At 68.5% G+C, this 19,407-nt stretch carries 14 protein-coding genes; 6 read left to right on the forward strand and 8 right to left on the reverse strand.

Annotated features, from left to right (window positions below; genetic code table 11):
* Positions 1 to 38: 38 nt before the first annotated feature.
* Entirely contained in the window at positions 39 to 1,178 is a 1,140-nt protein-coding gene (locus P5G52_RS16085; protein WP_301229384.1) for an ROK family transcriptional regulator, read from the reverse strand.
* A gap of 233 nt (positions 1,179 to 1,411) precedes the next feature.
* Here P5G52_RS16085 and P5G52_RS16090 point away from each other — a divergent pair, with 233 nt between their 5' ends.
* Both P5G52_RS16090 and P5G52_RS16095 read left to right on the forward strand, forming a co-directional pair.
* Positions 1,412 to 3,070 (forward strand): glycoside hydrolase family 13 protein, encoded by a 1,659-nt coding sequence (locus tag P5G52_RS16090; RefSeq protein WP_301230163.1) that lies wholly within the window; start codon positions 1,412 to 1,414, stop codon positions 3,068 to 3,070.
* A 206-nt stretch (positions 3,071 to 3,276) separates the two neighbouring features.
* On the forward strand, positions 3,277 to 3,945 hold the full coding sequence (locus P5G52_RS16095) for a DnaJ family domain-containing protein (RefSeq protein ID WP_435868709.1): 669 nt from the start codon (positions 3,277 to 3,279) through the stop codon (positions 3,943 to 3,945).
* Positions 3,946 to 3,985: 40 nt separating this feature from the next.
* Here P5G52_RS16095 and P5G52_RS16100 read toward each other — a convergent pair whose 3' ends face one another.
* The 7 genes from P5G52_RS16100 to P5G52_RS16130 all read right to left on the reverse strand — a co-directional run bounded on the left by P5G52_RS16100 (position 3,986) and on the right by P5G52_RS16130 (position 15,637).
* The gene (locus P5G52_RS16100; protein WP_301229386.1) at positions 3,986 to 6,466 is read right to left on the reverse strand and encodes a glycoside hydrolase family 65 protein; all 2,481 of its coding nucleotides are present in this window, start codon (positions 6,464 to 6,466) and stop codon (positions 3,986 to 3,988) included.
* Positions 6,463 to 7,263 (reverse strand): HAD family hydrolase, encoded by an 801-nt coding sequence (locus P5G52_RS16105; RefSeq protein ID WP_301230167.1) that lies wholly within the window; start codon positions 7,261 to 7,263, stop codon positions 6,463 to 6,465. The genes P5G52_RS16100 and P5G52_RS16105 overlap by 4 nt, the downstream gene beginning before the upstream one ends.
* 297 nt (positions 7,264 to 7,560) lie before the next feature.
* Positions 7,561 to 10,140, reverse strand: a complete 2,580-nt coding sequence (opgC, locus tag P5G52_RS16110; RefSeq protein ID WP_301229388.1) for an OpgC domain-containing protein — start codon at positions 10,138 to 10,140, stop codon at positions 7,561 to 7,563.
* Positions 10,137 to 12,206, reverse strand: coding sequence for a glycosyltransferase (locus P5G52_RS16115; protein WP_301229390.1), 2,070 nt, complete (start codon positions 12,204 to 12,206; stop codon positions 10,137 to 10,139). Before P5G52_RS16115 ends, opgC begins: the two co-directional genes overlap by 4 nt.
* A gap of 321 nt (positions 12,207 to 12,527) precedes the next feature.
* Positions 12,528 to 13,214, reverse strand: a complete 687-nt coding sequence (locus tag P5G52_RS16120; RefSeq protein ID WP_301229392.1) for an NADPH-dependent F420 reductase — start codon at positions 13,212 to 13,214, stop codon at positions 12,528 to 12,530.
* 34 nt (positions 13,215 to 13,248) lie between these two features.
* Complete coding sequence (locus tag P5G52_RS16125) at positions 13,249 to 14,028, reverse strand: response regulator (RefSeq protein ID WP_301229394.1); 780 nt, start codon at positions 14,026 to 14,028, stop codon at positions 13,249 to 13,251.
* 16 nt (positions 14,029 to 14,044) lie between these two features.
* On the reverse strand, positions 14,045 to 15,637 hold the full coding sequence (locus P5G52_RS16130; protein WP_301229396.1) for an ATP-binding protein: 1,593 nt from the start codon (positions 15,635 to 15,637) through the stop codon (positions 14,045 to 14,047).
* Between the two features lie 145 nt (positions 15,638 to 15,782).
* On the opposite strand from P5G52_RS16130, the gene P5G52_RS16135 reads away from it, so the two are divergent.
* Genes P5G52_RS16135 through P5G52_RS16150 form a run of 4 tightly spaced genes read left to right on the forward strand, consistent with a single transcriptional unit; the run spans position 15,783 to position 19,403 of the window.
* Positions 15,783 to 16,838, forward strand: coding sequence for a Bug family tripartite tricarboxylate transporter substrate binding protein (locus P5G52_RS16135; protein WP_301229398.1), 1,056 nt, complete (start codon positions 15,783 to 15,785; stop codon positions 16,836 to 16,838).
* A 3-nt stretch (positions 16,839 to 16,841) separates the two neighbouring features.
* Complete coding sequence (locus P5G52_RS16140) at positions 16,842 to 17,384, forward strand: tripartite tricarboxylate transporter TctB family protein (RefSeq protein ID WP_301229400.1); 543 nt, start codon at positions 16,842 to 16,844, stop codon at positions 17,382 to 17,384.
* Positions 17,377 to 19,011, forward strand: a complete 1,635-nt coding sequence (locus P5G52_RS16145; RefSeq protein ID WP_301230169.1) for a tripartite tricarboxylate transporter permease — start codon at positions 17,377 to 17,379, stop codon at positions 19,009 to 19,011. The genes P5G52_RS16140 and P5G52_RS16145 overlap by 8 nt, the downstream gene beginning before the upstream one ends.
* Complete coding sequence (locus P5G52_RS16150) at positions 19,008 to 19,403, forward strand: universal stress protein (RefSeq protein ID WP_301229402.1); 396 nt, start codon at positions 19,008 to 19,010, stop codon at positions 19,401 to 19,403. The genes P5G52_RS16145 and P5G52_RS16150 overlap by 4 nt, the downstream gene beginning before the upstream one ends.
* The last annotated feature ends 4 nt before the right edge of the window (positions 19,404 to 19,407 follow it).

Raw genomic sequence — 19,407 nt, forward strand, 5'->3', positions numbered from 1 at the left:
TCGATCAGCTGGCTGAATAATTCCGTGACCGCGGGTCCTCACCCGAGTGTCCCGAGGATGGTGCGCTGGATGGCGACGGCGGCGGCGCCACGGGCCCACTGCGCGAAGTCCGTGGGTTGCCGCCTCAACCGGAGGGGCGCTGCCTCCGGGTCGCGGTGGTAGGCGACCGAGTCCTGCAGGGGAGCGGCGGCGACCTCCGCGAGGTCCATGCCCTCGCCCGACAGGATGACGAGGTCCACCATCGTCAGGTTCGCGACGGCGGACACCAGCAGGCCGAGCCTCCAACCAGCCGCCTCGACGATCCCGCACGCAGCGGGGTGTCCCTCCGCTGCGAGCCCGAGGATGTCCTCGTAGGTCCGTTTTTCACCCGTCGCCGCGGTGAACTGCGAGCAGATGGCCGGGATGGTCAGGACCGCCGAGGCGCAGCCTTCGTGGCCATCGGGGCATTCCAGCCCCGAGGCCTCCAGCGGGTAGTGGCCCACGAGGCCGAGTCCGGCGTCCGGGGGTGCGATGACGGAGTCGTTGATGACGAGGCCGTACCCGACGCCGACGCCGATCGTCAGGACGGCGAAGTCCTTCTCGCCCCGCCCGGCGCCGAACCACTGTTCCGCGATGGTGAGGGCTACGACGTCGTTCTCGACCACGACCGGCAGGCCGGTCCGCTGATGCAGGAGGTCGGCGAGGGGTACGTCGCGCCAGCCGAGGAAGGGGGCGCGTACCACCCGGGCACCGGAACCGACCTTGCCGCCGATGCTGATGCCCACGCCGCTGAATGCGTCGAGGGGGCCGAGGTCGGTGATGGCCTCGACGATCGTGCCCACGACGTCGTCCACGCCCTGGCCGGGCAGGACACGCTCGCTCGTGTCGATGACGTCGGACTTGAGGTTCGTCGCCACTGCCGCCGCGCTATGGCCGGTGAGCTTGATGCCGACGAACCGGTGCGCGTCCGGGCTGATCTCCAGGGGGCGCGTCGGCCGGCCGATCGGTGCGGCGACGTGCTCCTCCGATTCGCGGAGCACGCCGGCGTCCAGGAGCGGCTTGCTCAGGCGTGTCAGGCTCGCGATCGACAGGCCGAGGCGGGCGGCGAGGTCGGCGCGGGAGATGGGGCCGCGGACGAGGACTTCCCGCGCCAGGGCGCGGGCGGGGCTGTGAAGCGCTAGCGACCGAACCGCCTCCATCGCAAGTCCTCCTTCAGCTTTTCCGGCCATTGACACGCCTCTTATTTCTATCGTAAAAATAATCTCTGGGTGAATTGCTGGGCGACTCTTTCAGCAGGGCCGCGCCGGCAACCCCAGTGCCCACACTTCCACATCACAGAGGGACGACACCCGTGACATCCACCGTTAATCCCGACGTTGAATCCGCCGTCGATGCCGCTACGGAGCTGTCCGCCGAGGCGCTTGCCGAGCGCATGCAGGATCCCGACTGGTGGCGCCAGGCCACCGTCTACCAGGTCTATCCGCGCAGCTTCGCCGACTCCAACGGCGACGGCATCGGTGACCTCAAGGGCATCACCTCCCGGATTCCGTACCTCACATCCCTCGGCGTCGACGCGGTCTGGCTGAGCCCCTTCTATCCCTCCGCGCTCGCGGACGGCGGGTACGACGTCGACGACTACCGCGATGTCGATCCCAAGCTCGGCACCCTCGAGGACTTCGACGAGATGATCGCCGCACTGCACCGGGCCGGCATCAAGCTCATCGCCGACATCGTGCCCAACCACACCTCCAACCGGCACGCCTGGTTCCAGGAGGCGCTGGCCTCGCCGAAGGGATCCGCAGCCCGCGACCGCTACATCTTCCGCGACGGCAAGGGCCCTGATGGCGACGAGCCGCCGTCGGACTGGGACTCCGTGTTCGGCGGACCGGCATGGGAGCGGGTCGAGGACGGCCAGTGGTACATGCACATCTTCGCCCGGGAGCAGCCCGACCTGAACTGGGACAACCGCGAGGTTCGCGACGACTTCCTGGCGACGCTTCGCTTCTGGTCCGACCGCGGCGTCGACGGCTTCCGCGTGGACGTGGCGCACGCCCTGACCAAGGACATGAGCGAGCCGCTGCCGTCCAAGGCGGACCTCGGCCCCGAGGGTGGGAACCACAACGGAAAGCACCCCTTCTGGGACCGGGACGAGGTACACGAGGTCTTCGCCGAGTGGCGCAGGGTGTTCAACGAGTACACCCCGCCGCGCACCGCCGTCGCCGAGGCCTGGGTGCATGCCGACCGCCGCGCCCGCTACGCCAGCCCCGAGGGACTCGGTCAGGCGTTCAACTTCGACCTGCTGAAGGCGGACTGGGACCCCCACCAGTTCCGCGACACCATCACCAAGAACCTCGTCGAGGCGAAGACCTCCGGTGCGTCGTCGACCTGGGTCTTCTCCAACCACGACGTCGTCCGGCATGCCACGCGCTACGGCCTGCCGCCCGCCGGGCCGGACAGCGTGAGCAAGCCCGGCCAGGGCGGCACGGACAGCCAGGACGGCTCGGCCTGGCTGCTGAGCGGCGGCACCGAACCCGAGCTGGACCGCGAGCTGGGGGAGCGCCGCGCCCGCGCCGTCACGCAGCTCATGCTGGCGCTGCCCGGCTCCGCCTACCTGTACCAGGGGGAGGAGCTCGGCCTGCACGAGGTGGCCGACATCGCCGACGAGGACCGCCAGGACCCCACGTTCTTCCGCAACACCGGTGTGGACGTGGGCCGTGACGGCTGCCGCGTGCCGCTGCCCTGGACCAGGGACGGCGAGTCCTTCGGCTTCGGCTTCGCCGGCGCGCACCTGCCGCAGCCCGAGTGGTTCGGCGAGTACGCCGTGGAGGTGCAGGAGGGCGATCCCGACTCCACCCTCAGCTTCTACCGTCGGGCGCTCCAGCTGCGCCGCGAACTGCAGGGCGAGGAGGACTTCGAGTGGATCGAGGAGCCGTCGCCCGAGGTCCTGCACTTCACGCGTCCGGGCGGCTGGCACTGCGTCACCAACTTCGGTGCGGAGCCCGCTGACCTGCCTGCGGGTTCGGTGCTGCTGAGCAGCTCGCCGCTCGTTGACGGCAAGCTCCCGGCGGACACGACGGCCTGGATCGCCTAGCGCACTAGTGCTGGCCGCTTTTCTGCGGCAGCTTGTTCCGGCTCTGGGTGCTCGCGGCGCGGGCGCCCAGAGCCGTGGCGCGTGTACCCCCGGGATGGGGCCGCCGCGCCGGGTGTGCAGATCTGGGGCAGAGGTAGCGCCGCTGTGTGCGCAGGACGACGAAAGGCGAGCCCGTTCATCCGCCGGAGAACCGGTTGCGAGGGTCGGTGGGACGTCGGAATACTGGAAAGACCGGCACGATCGACCCGGAGGGCAGCGACATCAGCAGGTCCCAGGAGAACGAGGAGCGGCTGCGGAAGGCAGCCCAGTTCCGCGCTGCCCGAGGGGACGCCGGTGATGCGATGGCCGAGCTTGAACGGCAGAACGACGACGGCGACTCCGCCTCCGGCGAGATGGCCCCGCTGCGTGAGGGCGAGGACGAGGTCAAACGCGCACGGCTGATCGTGGACCGGGCCGTGGCACGCGGCGACTTCGACAACCTCGCGCTCGCGGGCAAGCCCATCCCTGGACTGGGGGAGAGCCACGATCCCGACTGGTGGGTCAAGGGCCTGATCCAGCGCGAGAACATCACCGGGCTCGGCCCGCGGGCCATCCTGCTGCGCACGGAGGACGCGGAGCTCGATGACCGCCTCGACCGCCAGTACACCGAGAAGCAGGTGCGCGAGGTCCTCGAGGACTTCAACTACCGCGTAATCGACGCGAGGCGCCAGCTCCTCGGCGGCCCTCCGGTCATCACCAAACTGCGCGATGTCGACGCGGAGGTGGAGCGGTGGCGTGAGCGCCGGGCCGCTGCCCGGCGTGCGGCGGAGGCCGCCGCGCCGCCCGCACCACCGAAGGCCTCCTTCTGGCGGCGCATCTGGCGCGGCGGCACCTGAGCAACGGCTGCAGCGGCAACGCCACCGCCCTGGTGTCCTGCTAGGCGCGCAGCGAAATGGTGGGCATCGACGCCGTCACCAGCGTGCCGTCCGCCCGGCGGGTTCCTTCGATGTCGCGTGTGCTCGGAGTGCCGGTCAGGCGCGGGCCCTGGTGGTCGAGGAGGACCGTGACGGGATGGTCCGCCCCCACGTACACCCGCTCGCCGCGGACGGTGACCGTCGCACTCACGCCTGCTTCGACCGTCAGGGTCATCGCATGCTGGGTCACGTCGGCACGCACCCGCGTACCGTGCAACGTCACTCGGAAGCTCATGCGCGTCCAGGCCTCGGGAAGGCGCGGGTCGAAGGTGATGCTGCCACCATGGTCGCGCATGCCGGCGAACCCGTAGGTGAGGGCGCTCCACACCCCACCGGTCGAGGCCACGTGGATGCCGTCCGACGTGTTGTGGTGGAGGTCGGCGAGGTCCACGAACAGGGCGGACAGGAAGTACTTCATCGCCAGGTCCTGGTACCCGACCTCGGCCGCGATGATCGACTGGACCACCGCGGAGAGGGTGGAGTCCCCGGTCGTCAGGGCTTCGTAGTACTCGAAGTTTGCTCGCTTCTGCTCCGGGGTGAACTCATGGCCCTGCAGGAGGAGGGCGAGAACGACGTCGGCCTGCTTGAGGACCTGGAAGCGGTAGATCACCAGCGGGTGGTAGTGCAGCAGCAGTGGGCGCTTGCTCGCGGGGGTGTGCTCGAGGTCCCACAGTTCCTTCTCCAGGAACGCCTCGTCCTGCGGGTGGATGCCCGCCCGCTTGTCGAAGGGGATGTACATCTTCTCGGCGGCAAGCGCCCATTCGTAGATCTCGTCCTCGTTGAGCTTCAGGCGCGAGACCATCCGCTCGTAGGAGACGGGATCAGCGGACCGCAGCGACTCGACGGCACGCGTCGCCGACTTCAGGTTGGCCCGCGCCATGACGTTCGTATACAGGTTGTCGTTGACGACGGTCGTGTACTCGTCGGGTCCCGTGACCCCATGGATGTGGAAGTAGTCGTCGCCGTTGCTGCGCCAGAAGCCCAGGTCGGCCCACATCCGCGCCGTCTCGACGAGGATGTCGATCGCCCCGCGGACGAGGAAGTCCTTGTCCCCTGTCGCCGCGACGTACTGCATGAGCGCATAGGAGATGTCGGCGTCGATGTGGTACTGGGCGGTGCTGGCGGCGTAGTAGGCCGACGACTCCTGCCCGTTGATCGTGCGCCAGGGGAACAGCGCCCCGCGCTGGTTGAGTTCGACGGCCCGGGCGCGCGCCGGTTCGAGCATGGTCTGGCGGAAGCGGAGGGCATTCCGTGCGACGAGGGGAGCGGTGTAGCTGAGGAAGGGGAGGACATAGACCTCGCTGTCCCAGAAGTAGTGGCCCCCGTAGCCGGAGCCGGACACGCCCTTCGCCGCGATGCCGCCGCCGTCGGTGCGGGCCGTGGACTGGGCCAGCTGGAAGATGTTCCAGCGCACGGCCTGCTGGGTGACGGGCTGCCCCTCCACCTCGACGTCGGAGCGCGACCAGAAATCGGCCAGCCATTCCCGCTGCTTCTGGTACTGCTCCTCGACGGGGACCTCGAGGGCGCGGTCCAGCGTGCGGCCGCAGCGGTCGGCGAGCTCGCGGACGGGCACGCCACGGGAGGTGTGGTACGTGATGGTCTTGACGAGCCGGATGGGCCGACCGGGCTTCGCCTTCACGCGGTAGACGTGCTTGGCGAGGTCGTCCTCGAGATGGGACCGCTGGTCCCACTCGTTGTCGGTGACCAGGTCGTGCTCGACGCCGCACGCTACGGTCATCGACGAATTGGTGGTGCGGTAGCCGAGCAGGTAGCGCGAGCCGTCGACGCGCTTGAGGCGCGGCTGGAGTACCCGATCCTTGAACGAGTCCGCCTTGCGCGGATCGAACGTCGCGCTGTCGGCTGCTGGGAGCACCTGATCCTCGTCGACGCCGTCCTGGCGGTTGAGGATCTGGCTGGAGATGAGGATGGACGCTTCGGCGTCGAGCATCTCCACCTCGTAGTCGACGACGGCCAGGTGGCGGTCCGAGAACGAGACGAGACGGCGCGTCCGCACGAGGACGCGCTTGCCGGAGGGCGTGCGCCACTCGAGCTCCCGCACCAGGACGCCGTCGGCGAAATCGAGGCGCCGCGAGTAGCGCAGGATGTCGGCCTCCGTCAGGACGAACGGTTCGTCGTCGACGTACAGGCGGATGATCCTCGCATCGGGGACGTTGACGATCGTCTGCCCGACCCTGGCGAAGCCGAAGGCCTCCTCCGCGTGCTGGATGGGCCAGGTCTCGTGGAAGCCGTTGATGAAGGTGCCGTAGTGGTGCCCGTCCCGGCCTTCGTCCACGTTGCCGCGAAGGCCGAGGTAGCCGTTGCCGACCGTGAAGAGGGTCTCGGTGCGCCCCTGGAGGGAGACGTCGAATTCCGTCTCGACGAGCGCCCACTCATCGACGGGGAAGTGGTTGCGGTCCAGGGGGTCGGAGGAGATGAGGTTCATGAGGGGAGTTCCTGGGGTACGAGGTGCGCGCTCGGACCGGCGACGGCCGGTCGGGCAGGGAGGAAGGGGATGAGTTCGGCGAGGTCGTCGACGACGGTGTCCGCGCCATGGGCGAGGAGGGTATCGGCGCCGACACCCCGGTCGACGCCGATCACGAGACCGAAGGCGCCGGCGCGGCCGGCAGCGACGCCGGAGTGGGCATCCTCGACGACGGCACATGCAGAGGTGGGGAGGCCGAGCAGTTCGGCGGCGTAGAGGTAGGTGTCGGGAGCAGGTTTGCCTGCGATGCTCCGGCCGGCGGCGAGGACGCCGTCGACGACGACTTCGAAGCGATCACTCAGCCCGGCCGCTGCCAGGACGGGGACGCCGTTGCGGGAACTGGTGACGACTGCGACCTGGATTCCGGCGGCGACGGCGGCGTCGAGGAATGCGAGGGAGCCGGGATAGGGCTTTACTCCCTCCACCTGGAGGGTCTCGTTGAAGGCCTTGTTCTTGCGGTTGCCGAGTCCGCAGACAGTCTCGGCCTCGGGCGGATCCTCGGGCAGGCCCTCGGGCAGCGTGATGCCGCGGGAGGCGAGGAACGCGCGAACGCCGTCGTAGCGGGGGCGACCGTCGATGTAGGTGAAGTAGTCCGCGTCGGTGTAGGCCTGCTCGATCCCCTGTGCCTCGAGGTAGGCGGTGAACAGCCGCGCCCAGGCATGCATGTGCACCTCCGCGGTGGGCGTGAGGACGCCGTCGAGGTCGAAGAGGAGTGCGCTCAGGGACGAGAGGCGCGCGTGGGCGGGGAGGGAGGTCATGGTGCTGATCGCCTTCAGGGGTGGCGGGAGCCGTGAATGGTCATCACGGTGCGGATCGACAGCGGCGGCGTTGATCAGCACTGATCCTGCACCGGGGAGAGCGTGTCCGAGGAAGCTGGCCGGACGGGGTCGTCAACGGCGAGACCAGAACTGGGACGGGCGGGCCTGGACGGCCCAAATCCTGCAGCGCTGCTGCCGGACACGTTAAAGTCTACCGTCAACAAGTCCGTTCCCGCGCCCAGAACGGGCTGGATCGATACGCAGCCCAACGGTTACACTCGCGATCCCCGCCGGCGGTCAGTTCGGGATGATCCCGAACAGGACCTTCCTCTTGACCATCAGCCAGATGGCGAGGGTCACGACGGCGTGGATGACAAGACCCTGCCAGGCGCTCGCGCGGTCCAGCCCGGGGATGTTGGCGACCGCGAGCACGAAGAACACGTGGAGGATGAAGACGTACAGGCTCGCACGTCCCAGCGGGATGTACAGCCAGCCGGTCAGCCTGTTGATGGGCTTCCAGAACGACGTCAGGATCACGTGCGCCGCGACGATGAAGAAGGCCAGGTTCAGGAGCCGGCCGGGTTGCAGGAACACGCGCACGTACGCGGATTCATACAGGGTCTCGTAGAAGCCGGCCGGGATGAAGGGCAGGCCGAGTCCCAGGGCGTAGTTCAGCCAGAGCACTCCCAGGACGAGCGCATATGCGCCGGTGGCGACGCCGACGAGGATCTTCCCCCGCGGGGTGCTGAGCGCGTCGATGATCGTCCGGCGGTGGTAGCCGATGACGACGCCGTGGACGAAGATCACCTGCCACGTGAGTACGGGGAAGACGTCCTGGAACTGCGAGTTGAGGATCCGCAGGGAGAAGGCCGCGTCGAGGGCATAGAGCGCCCAGCTGATGGCCAGCAGCAGCCACCACAGCTTCTTCCGGAGCAGCAGGACCAGCAGTGGAACCGTCAGCGTCAGCACCACGTAGAGGCCCATGATGTTGAAGGCCCATGGTCCCATGTTCAGCAGCAGCAGGTCCCGCACCGCGTACCCTGGCGGCGGGTAGTCGAGCAGCCGCTGGACGTTGGGGTACAGGTCGTACACGCGGCCGGTGGCCCCGATGCCTGCGGCGCCGGTCCCACGGTCCGTGAAGGTGGTGAGGACGGACGCGTCGAGGAAGGGCACCAGGGAGAGCAGGTAGACGGTGAGGACCACGGCCAGGGACGTGAGGTAGAGCTTGACAGCCCGCCTGGTGGTCCCCTTCGCCGCCTCGACGGCCCCGCGGCGCTTGACGGCCATCGGGTGCACCATGCCGAGCACGACGCCGGACAGCATCACGAACAGCTCGGCACCCGTGATGGTCCCGATGAGGTTGCGTGAGATGAAGGACCACGGACCGGCGATCTCTATGTGGGTGACGACCACCGAGGTGATGATCCAGCCGCGCAGCAGGTCGATCCGGCCATCGCGGGGAGCATGCTCGTCCGGATACCGCCACTGCGGGACCACGCGCCTGGCGAGCCCGGCCAGGAGGATCAGGGCGAAGAGTCCGACGACGCACGCGACAAGATAGCCCATCACGGTGCTGACCGGGGCGCCGGCCTGCCACACCTGCTTTGTCGATTCGTTCGCGTCATCCTGGGCGACCACCTGGGTCACCGGCCCGAGCCGGACGCCCCGCGCTGCGTCGAGGGTCTCCCTCAGCGCCGCTTTTGTCGCGTCATCCGCGCCGAGCCTCCAGTCGACGGTGTGGCCCTGTGCTTCGGGCTCGGGGCGCTCCGCCTCGAGCCAGGCCACCATGCCGATCTCGGGGTACTCCTCGGCGATCGCTGGGTCGAACAGCTGGTCGAGCCAGGCGCGCTTGATGTCGGCTTCGGGTGCGCTGTCGGCGTCCTCCGGGTCGTACAGCGCGGCCGTCTGGACGAGGAAGCGCTTGCCCTTCGCCGCCGCGTACTGCTTCGCGAAGTCGATGCGTGGAGCACCGGGGGCCGCACCGTAGGTGCCCGCGAGCTGGTCGGCGAACTTGTCCGGCTCGGGCAGCACGGAGGTGCTGATCGCGCCGGAATACTCGCGGGTGCCGTCAGCATTCCTGGTGGCGCCCTGCTCGTAGCTGCCGTAGTGGTACATCGTCAGGCCCACCCAGTCCACGGCGTCGTCGCCGGGGTAGTAGGGCTCGTAGGGGTCGTCGCCGGTGTCGATCAGGCCGTTGCCGTCAGTGTCCAGTCCGGTGACCGCTCCGGACTCCCGTCCCTCCACCGCGCCGTACGCCTCGGTGAACGGATAGCCGGCCGCGTACGACGGCGACCACACCATGGCTGTGCCGGGCGCTCCGTCGTGGACGGCGTCCGCGACGGTTCGAAACGCACCGATGTACTCGTCGGGCTGCTGCCCCCAGCTGAACCAGGTGCCGTTCATCTCGGGCGCGAAACGGAGGAAGAACGCGGTGCGGAACTCGTCGCTGATGCGCCCGAGCGCGTCGGCGAGGCGCACGGCGTCGTCGTCGGTCAGGTCCTCCAGCGGCTTCGACGGTTCGAGGGTGACCACCGCGAGGGACCCCAGCGGTGCCTCCTGGCGTGCGAGGTCGAAGAGGTCGCGCTCCGCTGCGTCGTCGAGCGGGTAGGGGATCGGACGGCTGAAGAACGACGGTGTGATCCCCGTGCGGTCCGCGTAGGCGCGGGCGTTGTCGGAGGACCAGTCGAGTTCGGGGCCGAAGTATCGGCCGTCCGCAAGGGCGGTGGGGTTTTCGAGGGGCGGTTGGTCCGAGGTGGTCGTGGTCGAGGGCAGGCCGGCTGCCTGCGCGGGAATGCCTCCGGCGAGGAGCCCGACCATCGACGCCACCAGGACCCAGGCCGCCATCCAGGCCCGAGTCCGCGACGTGGTCGCCGTCATCGGGTCGATTCCCGCTGTGCCTTTGCTTTCGCAATGTCGGACTGGTAGTGCTCGTATCCGCGGTAGCGGACAGCCTCGATGATGACGCTGAAGATGACAAGGTCGAAGATCACCCAGACGATGTTCACGGACGTCCCCAGGAGGTCGGCCTGGCCCACGGCCATCCGGATGATCCCGATGATCACCGCCGCCACGAGCAGCCCCATGGCCCACAGCTGGGGCTTCACGAGGTCCCACCGCAGCTGGGCGTCCTGCTGCAGGGTCTTCGGCGTCACCGCGAAGTCGAGGCTCCGCCCGAGGTAGACGTTGCCGAACGCGGAGGTGATCGACCGGATCCAGACGGGGAACAGGGCCAGCGAGTACTGCTGGCCGCGCCAGGTCTTGACGCCCTTGCCGACGACGGCGAACAGCAGCTGGTTGACCAGCAGGAACGGGATCAGCCGGACGAAGAACTCCGTGCTGATCGAGTTGACCGGAAGGATGCCGAAGATCAGGTAGATGATGGGCGCGGCGATATAGACAACGGCGGCGAACCCTGAGAGATAGCTCCACATCGTCGCCCCGTACATGAGCTTCTGCGCGAAGGTCAGCCCCTTCTGCGCGAAGGGGTTCTCCCGGAACATCACCTGGATCGTCCCCTGTGCCCAGCGGAGGCGCTGGGTCAGCATGGAGTTGAGGTCCTCAGGGGCGAGACCGTCAGCCAGCTTCTCGTGGTGGTAGGCGGACTCCCAGCCCAGGGCGTGCAGCCGCATGCAGGTGGCCATGTCCTCCGTGACGGAGATGGTGGCCATGGGCATGACGGCCTGGGCCTCGCCACTCCGGTCCGCATTGACCGATTCGATGAGCACGCGGACGGCCTCGATCGCGGCGAGCGGCGACCAGGAGCGCTGCGCGAGCTGGTCGAGTGCGCTGTCGTCGACGAGGGCGAGGCCGGGGGTGGTTCCGGACGCGTCCTGCGATCCCGACTCCAGGCCTTCGATGTCGAGGTCCGAGAGGGAGGCGAGGTCCTCCTGGAAGGCGGCGATGTCCGCGGCGACCAGATTGCGGGTGACGGCGGCGACGCGCTGCTGGAACTCGTAGGTGACCTCCGAAATGCCGTGGCCCTTCTGCAGCCGGCGCCGGACCCTGCGGAGGTCCTTGGCCACCAGGTCCAGTGCCTCGCCCACGCGTTCGTTCCCCGGGCCCAGGCTCTTCTTGGCTTTCGCGATCACCTTGTTCGAGGTCTTCAGCGCCCTGTAGAGCGCGAGTTCTATCTCCGAGACATATCGGGTGACGCCGAGCTGCATGAGGGCCTCACGGCGGATGATCGCGTTCGATCCGCAGAAGAAGGCGGCGTTCCAGCCGTCTTTGCCCTGCTGGATGGGCCCGTAGAAGAGCGGCGCCTGGCTGCCCAGCGGATCGGAGTCCGGCACGTTGATGAACACCTGCGGGGTCTGCACCAGCGCCATCTTCTCGTTGGTGAAGTACCCGAGGGTCCTGTCCAGCAGGAGCGGATCGGGGATCTGGTCGGCGTCGAGGATGACCAGGAACTCACCGTCCGTGGACATCAGGGCGTTGTTGAGGTTGCCCGCCTTCGCGTGGCGCGGCATGTCCTTCCAGTCGGCGGACCGGGTGATCCAGCCGATGCCCTCGGCCTCGGCGGCCTCGCGCACCTCCGCCCGGTTGCCGTCATCGAGGATCCACGTCTTGTGCGGATAGCGGATGGCCTTCGCGGCACGGGCCGTGGTGAGGACGAGGTCCAGCGGCTCGTTGTAGGTGGTGATGAAGACATCGACGGTGAGTCCCTCGGGGGCCTTCGGCGGCACGCGCTTTTTCAGCTTCCAGACCGTGAAGCCGAACAGGAGGGAATCGATGAGCGAGTACGTCTCGGCGAGCACCAGGGGGATGGCGATCCACCAGGCGTCCCAGTTGATCGAGAACAGCCACCGCCAGACGATGTAGTTCAGCCCCAGGACTGCCGTGACGAGGACGATCGCCCGGATCAGCAGGGTCCGCCCGCCCGAGGTGGCATTCTGGTCGGCGCTTTCCTGATCGCTCTGGAAAGAATCGCTCGGTGACGGCTGCATGCTCCAGCACTCCACTTCCTGCTCGGCGTGCGCGAGGCACTGTTCCGGTGACTTGTGTGCGCCGGGATGGCAGCACGGAGACGCTCACCGGCCCCTGAAGGGCCATGAAGCACTTGAACTAAGGTACCCGGTCCTGCGCGCAGCCGTCCGGCGACACCGGCTGCGGCGATGCCGGGTGATTTCCGTGGGTGATTTCCGTGCTATCGACCAGGAGCGGCAGGTGCGCGGGCGGGAGGGGGAGCCCGATGCATGGCCGGGCGGGAGGGGGAGCCCGATGCATGGCCGGGCCGGGGAACCCGATGACCGGCCGGACGGGGCAGGTCAGGCCATGTCGGCGTATCGCCTGGCCTGCCCGAGCGCCTCGCGCACGCCGTCGGCATCGTGCGCGGCGACGTAGGCCGGGGTGTCCCGCTGGAAGCGCCAGCCCTCCGCAAGAGGCCCCGCGTCCACGGCGTCGAAGCCGAACTCATCGAGAAACTCCACCACGGCCTGCTTGGCGTCCGAATCGTCACCGGCGATGGCCAGCGCACGGCGGTCCGGTGTGCCCGCGGGAGTACCGTCGGTGGTCAGCTGCGCGGCGAGGATGTTGTTGAAGACCTTGACCACCGAGGAACCCGGGAGGTGGCGCTGCAGGAGTTCGCTCGTCGTCGTGCTCTCGTCGTCGAGTTCGGCGATCTGCCCGTCGCGCTGGGGGTAGTAGTTGCAGGTGTCCATCACGAGCTTGCCGACGAGCGGCTCGACGGGAACCGAGCTGATGTCCTTCAGCGGGATGGTGACGACGACGACGTCGCCCTCCCTCGCCGCGTCCTCGACGGACCCGGCACGCGCGGCGTCACCCAGCTCGCCGATCAGGTCCTGCAGCGTCTCCGGGCCGCGGGAGTTGCTCATGACGACGTGGTAGCCGTTCGCAACGGCGAGGCGTGCGAGCTGCGAGCCGATATGGCCGCTCCCGATGAAACCGATCGTGCTACGCGATGCGCCTGTCCGGCCTGCTGTGTTTTCACTCATGCCCAGCACAACCCCCGTTCGCGGGGGTTATTCCTCACCCCCGCTGGGCGCCGTCCGTCCACACATAGAACTTCTCCGGGCGTCCCGCCGAACCGTACTGCGGGACGATCCGCGCCTGCCCCCGCGAGACCAGGAATTCGAGGTACCGCCGGGCGCTGACGCGGGCCATGCCGAGGCGGTCGGCGACGTCGGACGCCGAGGTGCCCCGGCCGTGGCTGCGGAGGTCGAGCATCACGGCGTCGAGCGTGGGGGCTGACAGGCCCTTCGGAGTTGCGATGGTCGCTGCGCGGGGCGACGCAGCCGCACTGCCGGCCCCCGCCGTCGTCCGCAGCAGTTCGTCGATCCTGCCCTGGTCGAGGGACGCGGCACCGTCGGCCCCATGCGTGTCGAGGTTCCGCCGGTACGCCACGTAATGGTCCAGCCGCTGGTTCAGCACCGCCGCGCTGAACGGTTTCACGAGGTAGTGCAGCACCCCGCCCGCCACCGCGGCACGGACGACGTCGAGTTCGCGGGCTGCGGTGATGGCGATGACGTCGAGGGGCTCGCCCGGCCGATTCCGCAGCGCCCGCAGCACGTCGATCCCCGTCATGTCCGGGAGGTGGATGTCCAGCAGGACCAGCCGGGGCTGGAGCTCGTCCGCGAGTTCGAGCGCCCGCGCGCCCGTGTGGGCGGCACCGATGACGTCGAACGCGCCGTGGGCGAGGAGGAAGCCGGTGTGGATCCCGGCGACCTCGTGGTCGTCGTCGACGACCAACGTGGGGATCAGGGGAGGATCCGCCGGGGGACGGGCGGCAGCATTCACGAGAGGCTTCATCGGGACGTTCCGCCGCTCATGGCACCTGCAGGGTGGAACGTGGAGCGTCGATGAGTGACGGCGCGAGCCAGACCGTGAATTCGGCACCGCCGAGCTCGGAATCGTCGACGACGACCTGTCCCGAGCGGCGGCGCGTGATGCGGTCCACGAGCGCCAGGCCGAAGCCGCGCGTACCGGTATGGCCGCCGTCCTTGGTGGAATAGCCGGACGAGAAGATGTCGTCCATGTCCTCTGTGGCGATGCCGGGGCCGTTGTCGGAGACGGTGATGCGGACGGCGTCGTCGGCTGTGTCCAGGTGGACGGCGACCTGCCCGTCGGGGCGTCCGCTGCCCGTGACGGCTTCCATCGCGTTGTCGATGAGGATGCCGAGGACCGTGACGACGTCGGTGGTCCCGTCCGGCTCCAGCGTTGAGGTGTCGTCGATGGACAGGGTGATGCCCTTCTCGGCGGCGATGGTGCTCTTGGTCATGAGCAGGCTGGCGGCGTCCGGATCCTGGATCCCGGGTGCGATGGACCCCGAGACGAGCGAGCCCCCGTGGCCCGACCGGGAGATGAAATCGACCGCCTGCTCGGTGCGGCCGAGCTCGAGCAGCCCGGAGATGGTGTGCATGCGGTTCGCGAACTCGTGCGCCTGGGCCCGCAGCGCCTGGGTGACATCGCGCTCACCGTCGAGGTCCGTGAGCAGCTGGTAGAGCTCCGTGCGGTCGCGCAGGATCATGACGCGGCCCACGCGCCTGCCGTCCACCAGGGCATCGGAGGTCCGGGCGAGGAGCACGCGCTCGCCGGACAGCACGGTCTCGTCGGTGTCGGCGGGATCGGTCAGGAGGCGTGCGAGGGCCGGCTCCATGACGTCCTCCACGAGCCGGCCCGTGGCGGCGTCGTCGAGCGCCAGCAGCCTCTTCGCCTCGTCGTTGAGGAGCGCGATGCGGTGGTTCGCATCGACGGCGACCATGCCCTCGCTGATGCCGTGGATCATGGCGTCGCGGGTCTCGAGGAGCGAGGCGATCTGCTCGGGCTCGAGGCGATAGATGCGCCGCCACACGAGCCGGGAGATCCAGATGGCCCCTGCCGATCCGACGAGCGCCGCCACGATCAGCCAGGCCAGCAGGCGGGGGAGGTCCTCGTAGAGGTCGGCGTCGAGCTCCGATTCGAGGGTGCCCACCGAGGCCGTGCCGATGATGCCGCCGTCGGTGTTGTAGATGGGCACCTTGACGCGCCAGGATTTGCCCAGGGTGCCGGTCTGCGTTCCCACGAAGGTCTCGCCCGAGAGCGGGATCGAGGGGTCGGTGGAGACGGGCTCGCCGATCAGCTCGGGGTTCGGGTGGGAGTAGCGGATGCCGTGCCGGTCCGTGACGACCACATAGGTGACGCCCGTGGACTGGCGGATGAGGTCGGCGATGGGCTGGATGGTGGCGCTGGGATCGGCCTGGTCGAAGGCCTCGACCACCGAGGGCAGCTGCGCCACCGACTGGGCGACCCCGACCATGCGGTCCTCGTACTGCTCACGGATCTGCAGGCGCTGCATCGTGACGGCGGTGGAGCCTGCCACGGCGACGATGACGAGCACGATGGCCAGTTGCAGCAGGAACAGCTGCGATCGAAGCGACATCGTTCGAATCATCCTCTTAGTGTGACACGGCGTGTCGCGTCACATGCGTGCGCCAGGGATCCCGTGACCACAAAGACCAATACGAGCACTACGACCGCATGCTTTACCGCCCGCTCGCGGCCTTCCTACTCTGAAAACAGCAGTGGTGACACGCATCACACATTCCGCAGTACACCTCAAGGAAGAGAACATCACGATGATCGATCGCACAACGGCGCGCCGTTCGACCCTCACAACCCTCGCCCTCGTCTCGGCCCTCGCCCTCTCGGCCTGCAGCTCGATGACGCAGAGCACCACCGCCTCCGACGAGGAGGGAAGCATCGAGAAGCTCAACATCGTGGTTCCCGCCGATCCGGGTGGAGGCTGGGACCAGACCGGCCGGGCCATGGAGACGGACCTCAAGGAGAACGAGCTCGTCGGCAGCGCCTCCGTGGTCAACGTCGGCGGAGCCGGCGGCACCAACGGCCTCGCGAAACTCGCCACCGAGACCGACCCCAACACCCTGATGGTCATGGGGTACGTGATGGTCGGCGCCGTGGAGACCAACAATGCGGCGAACCGCATCGAGGACACGACGCCGATCGCGCGCCTCACCGAGGAGCCCCTCGTGGTCGTGGTTCCCGCGAACTCGCCCTACCAGACCATCGACGACCTGCTGTCGGACATCCAGGCGAAGGGCCAGGGCGTTTCCATCACCGGCGGTTCCGCCGGCGGCGCCGACCACATCCTCGCCGGATCCATCCTGAAGGAAGCCGGCATCGCGCCCGACAACCTCAACTACATCCCCTACTCCGGCGGTGGCGAATCCCTCGCGGCACTCCTCGGCAACAAGGTCAACGCCGGGATCTCCGGCGTCGGCGAGTACGCGGAGCAGGTCGAGTCCGGCAAGCTGCGCGCCCTCGCGGTCTCCGGCGAGGAGGCTGCCCCGCAGCTGCCCGACACCCCGACCCTCACGGACGAGGGCATCGACCTCGTGCTGACCAACTGGCGCGGCGTCGTCGCCCCCGGCAGCATCGACGAGGCGCAGGCCGAGAAGCTCACGGCGCTCGTCACGGACCTCCACGAGACCGACACCTGGAAGGCCACCCTCGAAGAGAACAACTGGTCGGACGCGTTCCTGGCCGGCGAGGAGTTCCAGAGCTTCCTCGACGAGGACATCGCCAGCGTCAAGACCACGCTCACCGACATCGGACTGCTGTAGCCCATGAGTACCTCAGTACAGAACGTCCCCGGGAGCGGCACGGCCGCCGCTCCCGGGAGGCCGATCGGCGAGCTGATCTTCGCGCTCATCATCGTCAGCATCGGCGTTGTCGGATTCGTGGCGGGCGCGGGCATCCAGACCCCGCCCTCGGCCAGCGACATCGGGCCGCGCGCCTTCCCGTTCGCCGTGTCGGCCCTGCTCGTCGTCGTCGGCGCGGGCCTGGTCATCCAGGTCCTGCGCGGCCACCGCGGCTCGGCTGACGAGGGCGAGGACGTCGACCTCGACGCGAGCACCGACTGGCTGACGGTCGGCAAGCTCGCCGGACTGGTCCTGCTGCACGCGTTCCTCATCGTGCCGCTCGGCTGGCCCGTCGCCGCCGCGATCCTGTTCTTCGGAGCAGCCTGGTCCCTCGGCGCCCGCCCATGGTGGCGCAACCTCATCACGGCCATCCTCCTGGCACTGGTGCTGCAATTCGTCTTCGGCGGGCTCCTCGGTGTCTCGCTGCCTCCCGGCTTCCTCGAAGGGTTCGGTGTCTTCGGTGGATAACTTCTTCATGCTGATGCAGGGCTTCGCCACGGCGATGCAGCCCATGTACCTCCTCTTCGCACTCGGCGGCGTGCTCGTCGGGACCGCTGTGGGCGTCCTGCCCGGCATCGGCCCGGCCATGACCGTCGCGCTGCTCATGCCCATCACCTACAGCCTCGAGCCGACGGCCGCGATCATCGTCTTCGCCGGCATCTACTACGGCGGCATGTACGGCGGGTCCACCACGTCCATCCTGCTCAACACACCCGGTGAATCGTCCTCGATCGTCACGGCGCTCGAGGGCAACAAGATGGCCAAGGCCGGCAGGGGAGCGGCGGCGCTGGCCACCGCTGCCGTCGGCTCGTTCGTCGCGGGCACCATCGCCACCGTCCTGCTCAGCTTCCTGGCTCCCTACGTCGCGGCGTTCGCGGTGCAGATCGGTCCGGTCGAGTACGTGGCCCTCATGGTCGTGGCCTTCCTGACCGTCGGCGCGCTCCTCGGCTCGTCCGTGCTGCGTGGCCTCGCATCGCTCGGCCTCGGCCTGTTCATCGCGCTCGTCGGCTTCGACTCGCTCACCGCCCAGCAGCGCTACACCTTCGGCAGTCCCTTCCTGGCGGACGGGATCGACGTCGTCCTCGTCGCCGTCGGTCTCTTCGCCGTCGGCGAGGCACTGTACGTGGCGTCCCGCCTCCGGCACGGACCCATCAAGGTCATCCCGGTGACCGGTGGCTGGACGAGCTGGCTCCGCAAGGACGACCTCCGCCGCTCCTGGAAGCCCTGGCTCCGCGGCACCCTGATCGGCTTCCCGGTGGGTACTATCCCCGCCGGTGGTGCCGACGTCGCGACCTTCCTGTCCTACGCATCCGAGCGCAAGCTCGCGAAGGGCGAGAACAAGAAGCAGTTCGGCAAGGGCGCCATCGAAGGCGTGGCCGGCCCGGAAGCCGCGAACAACGCAGCTGCCGCCGGTGTCCTGGTGCCCCTGCTGACGCTCGGCATCCCGACCACGGCGACCGCCGCCATGATGCTCGTGGCCTTCCAGCGGTACCAGATCCCGGTGGGACCGCAGCTCTTCGAATCGAACAGCGCACTCGTGTGGGCACTCATCGCGAGCCTCTACGTCGGCAACCTGATGCTGCTCGTGCTGAACCTCCCGCTCGTGGGCATCTGGGTCAAGATCCTCCAGATCCCACGGCCCTACCTGTACGCGGGCATCCTGGTGTTCGCAGTGCTGGGCGCGTTCTCGGTGAACTTCACGCCCATCGACGTGATCATCCTGCTGGTCGTCGGCGTCCTCGGGTTCTTCATGCGGCGCTTCGGCTACCCGATCGCGCCGATGGTGGTGGGCCTGATCCTCGGTCCCATCTTCGAGAGCCAGCTCCGCAGGTCGCTCGCGATCTCGCAGGGCGATCCCGTGGCCCTCGTGCAGTCGCCGGTTGCCGCGACGATCTACGTGGTGCTGATCATCATCTTCGCGCTGTCCTTCCTGCTCAAGCGCCGCCAGCGCCAGTTCGAGGCGATGGTCGCGGCGAACGCCGACGCACCCGATGTCGTCCGCGGGTCCGCAGCACCCGAGGCCGCTGTGGCACCCGCCGCGACCGCCGCTGCACCCACCGCGACCGCACCCACCCGAGAGGATACGGACCGATGAGCACCATCGTCGTGGGCTATGTGCCCAACGCCCTGGGCGACGCCGCCGTCACCGAGGCGGTCGAGGAGGCCCGACGGCGGAACGCGGAGCTCGTGGTCATCAACACCACGCGTGCCGACCGGCTCGTCAACCCGGCCTACGCCGACTCGGCGGACGTCTCGAAGCTCGAGGAGATGCTCGACGCCACCGGCGTACGCTACTCCGTGCGGCACAGCATCTCGGAAGCGACCGCGGCCGAGGAGGTCGTGGACACAGCGGAGGAACTGGACGCCGAGCTGATCGTGATCGGCCTGCGGCACCGGACGCCGGTGGGCAAGCTGATCATGGGCTCGACGGCGCAGAACATCCTGCTGTCCGCCCGGTGCAACGTCCTGGCGGTCAAGCTGCCCTGACGGT

This window comes from Arthrobacter burdickii (genome assembly GCF_030433645.1).
Lineage (GTDB): Bacteria > Actinomycetota > Actinomycetes > Actinomycetales > Micrococcaceae > Arthrobacter_D > Arthrobacter_D burdickii.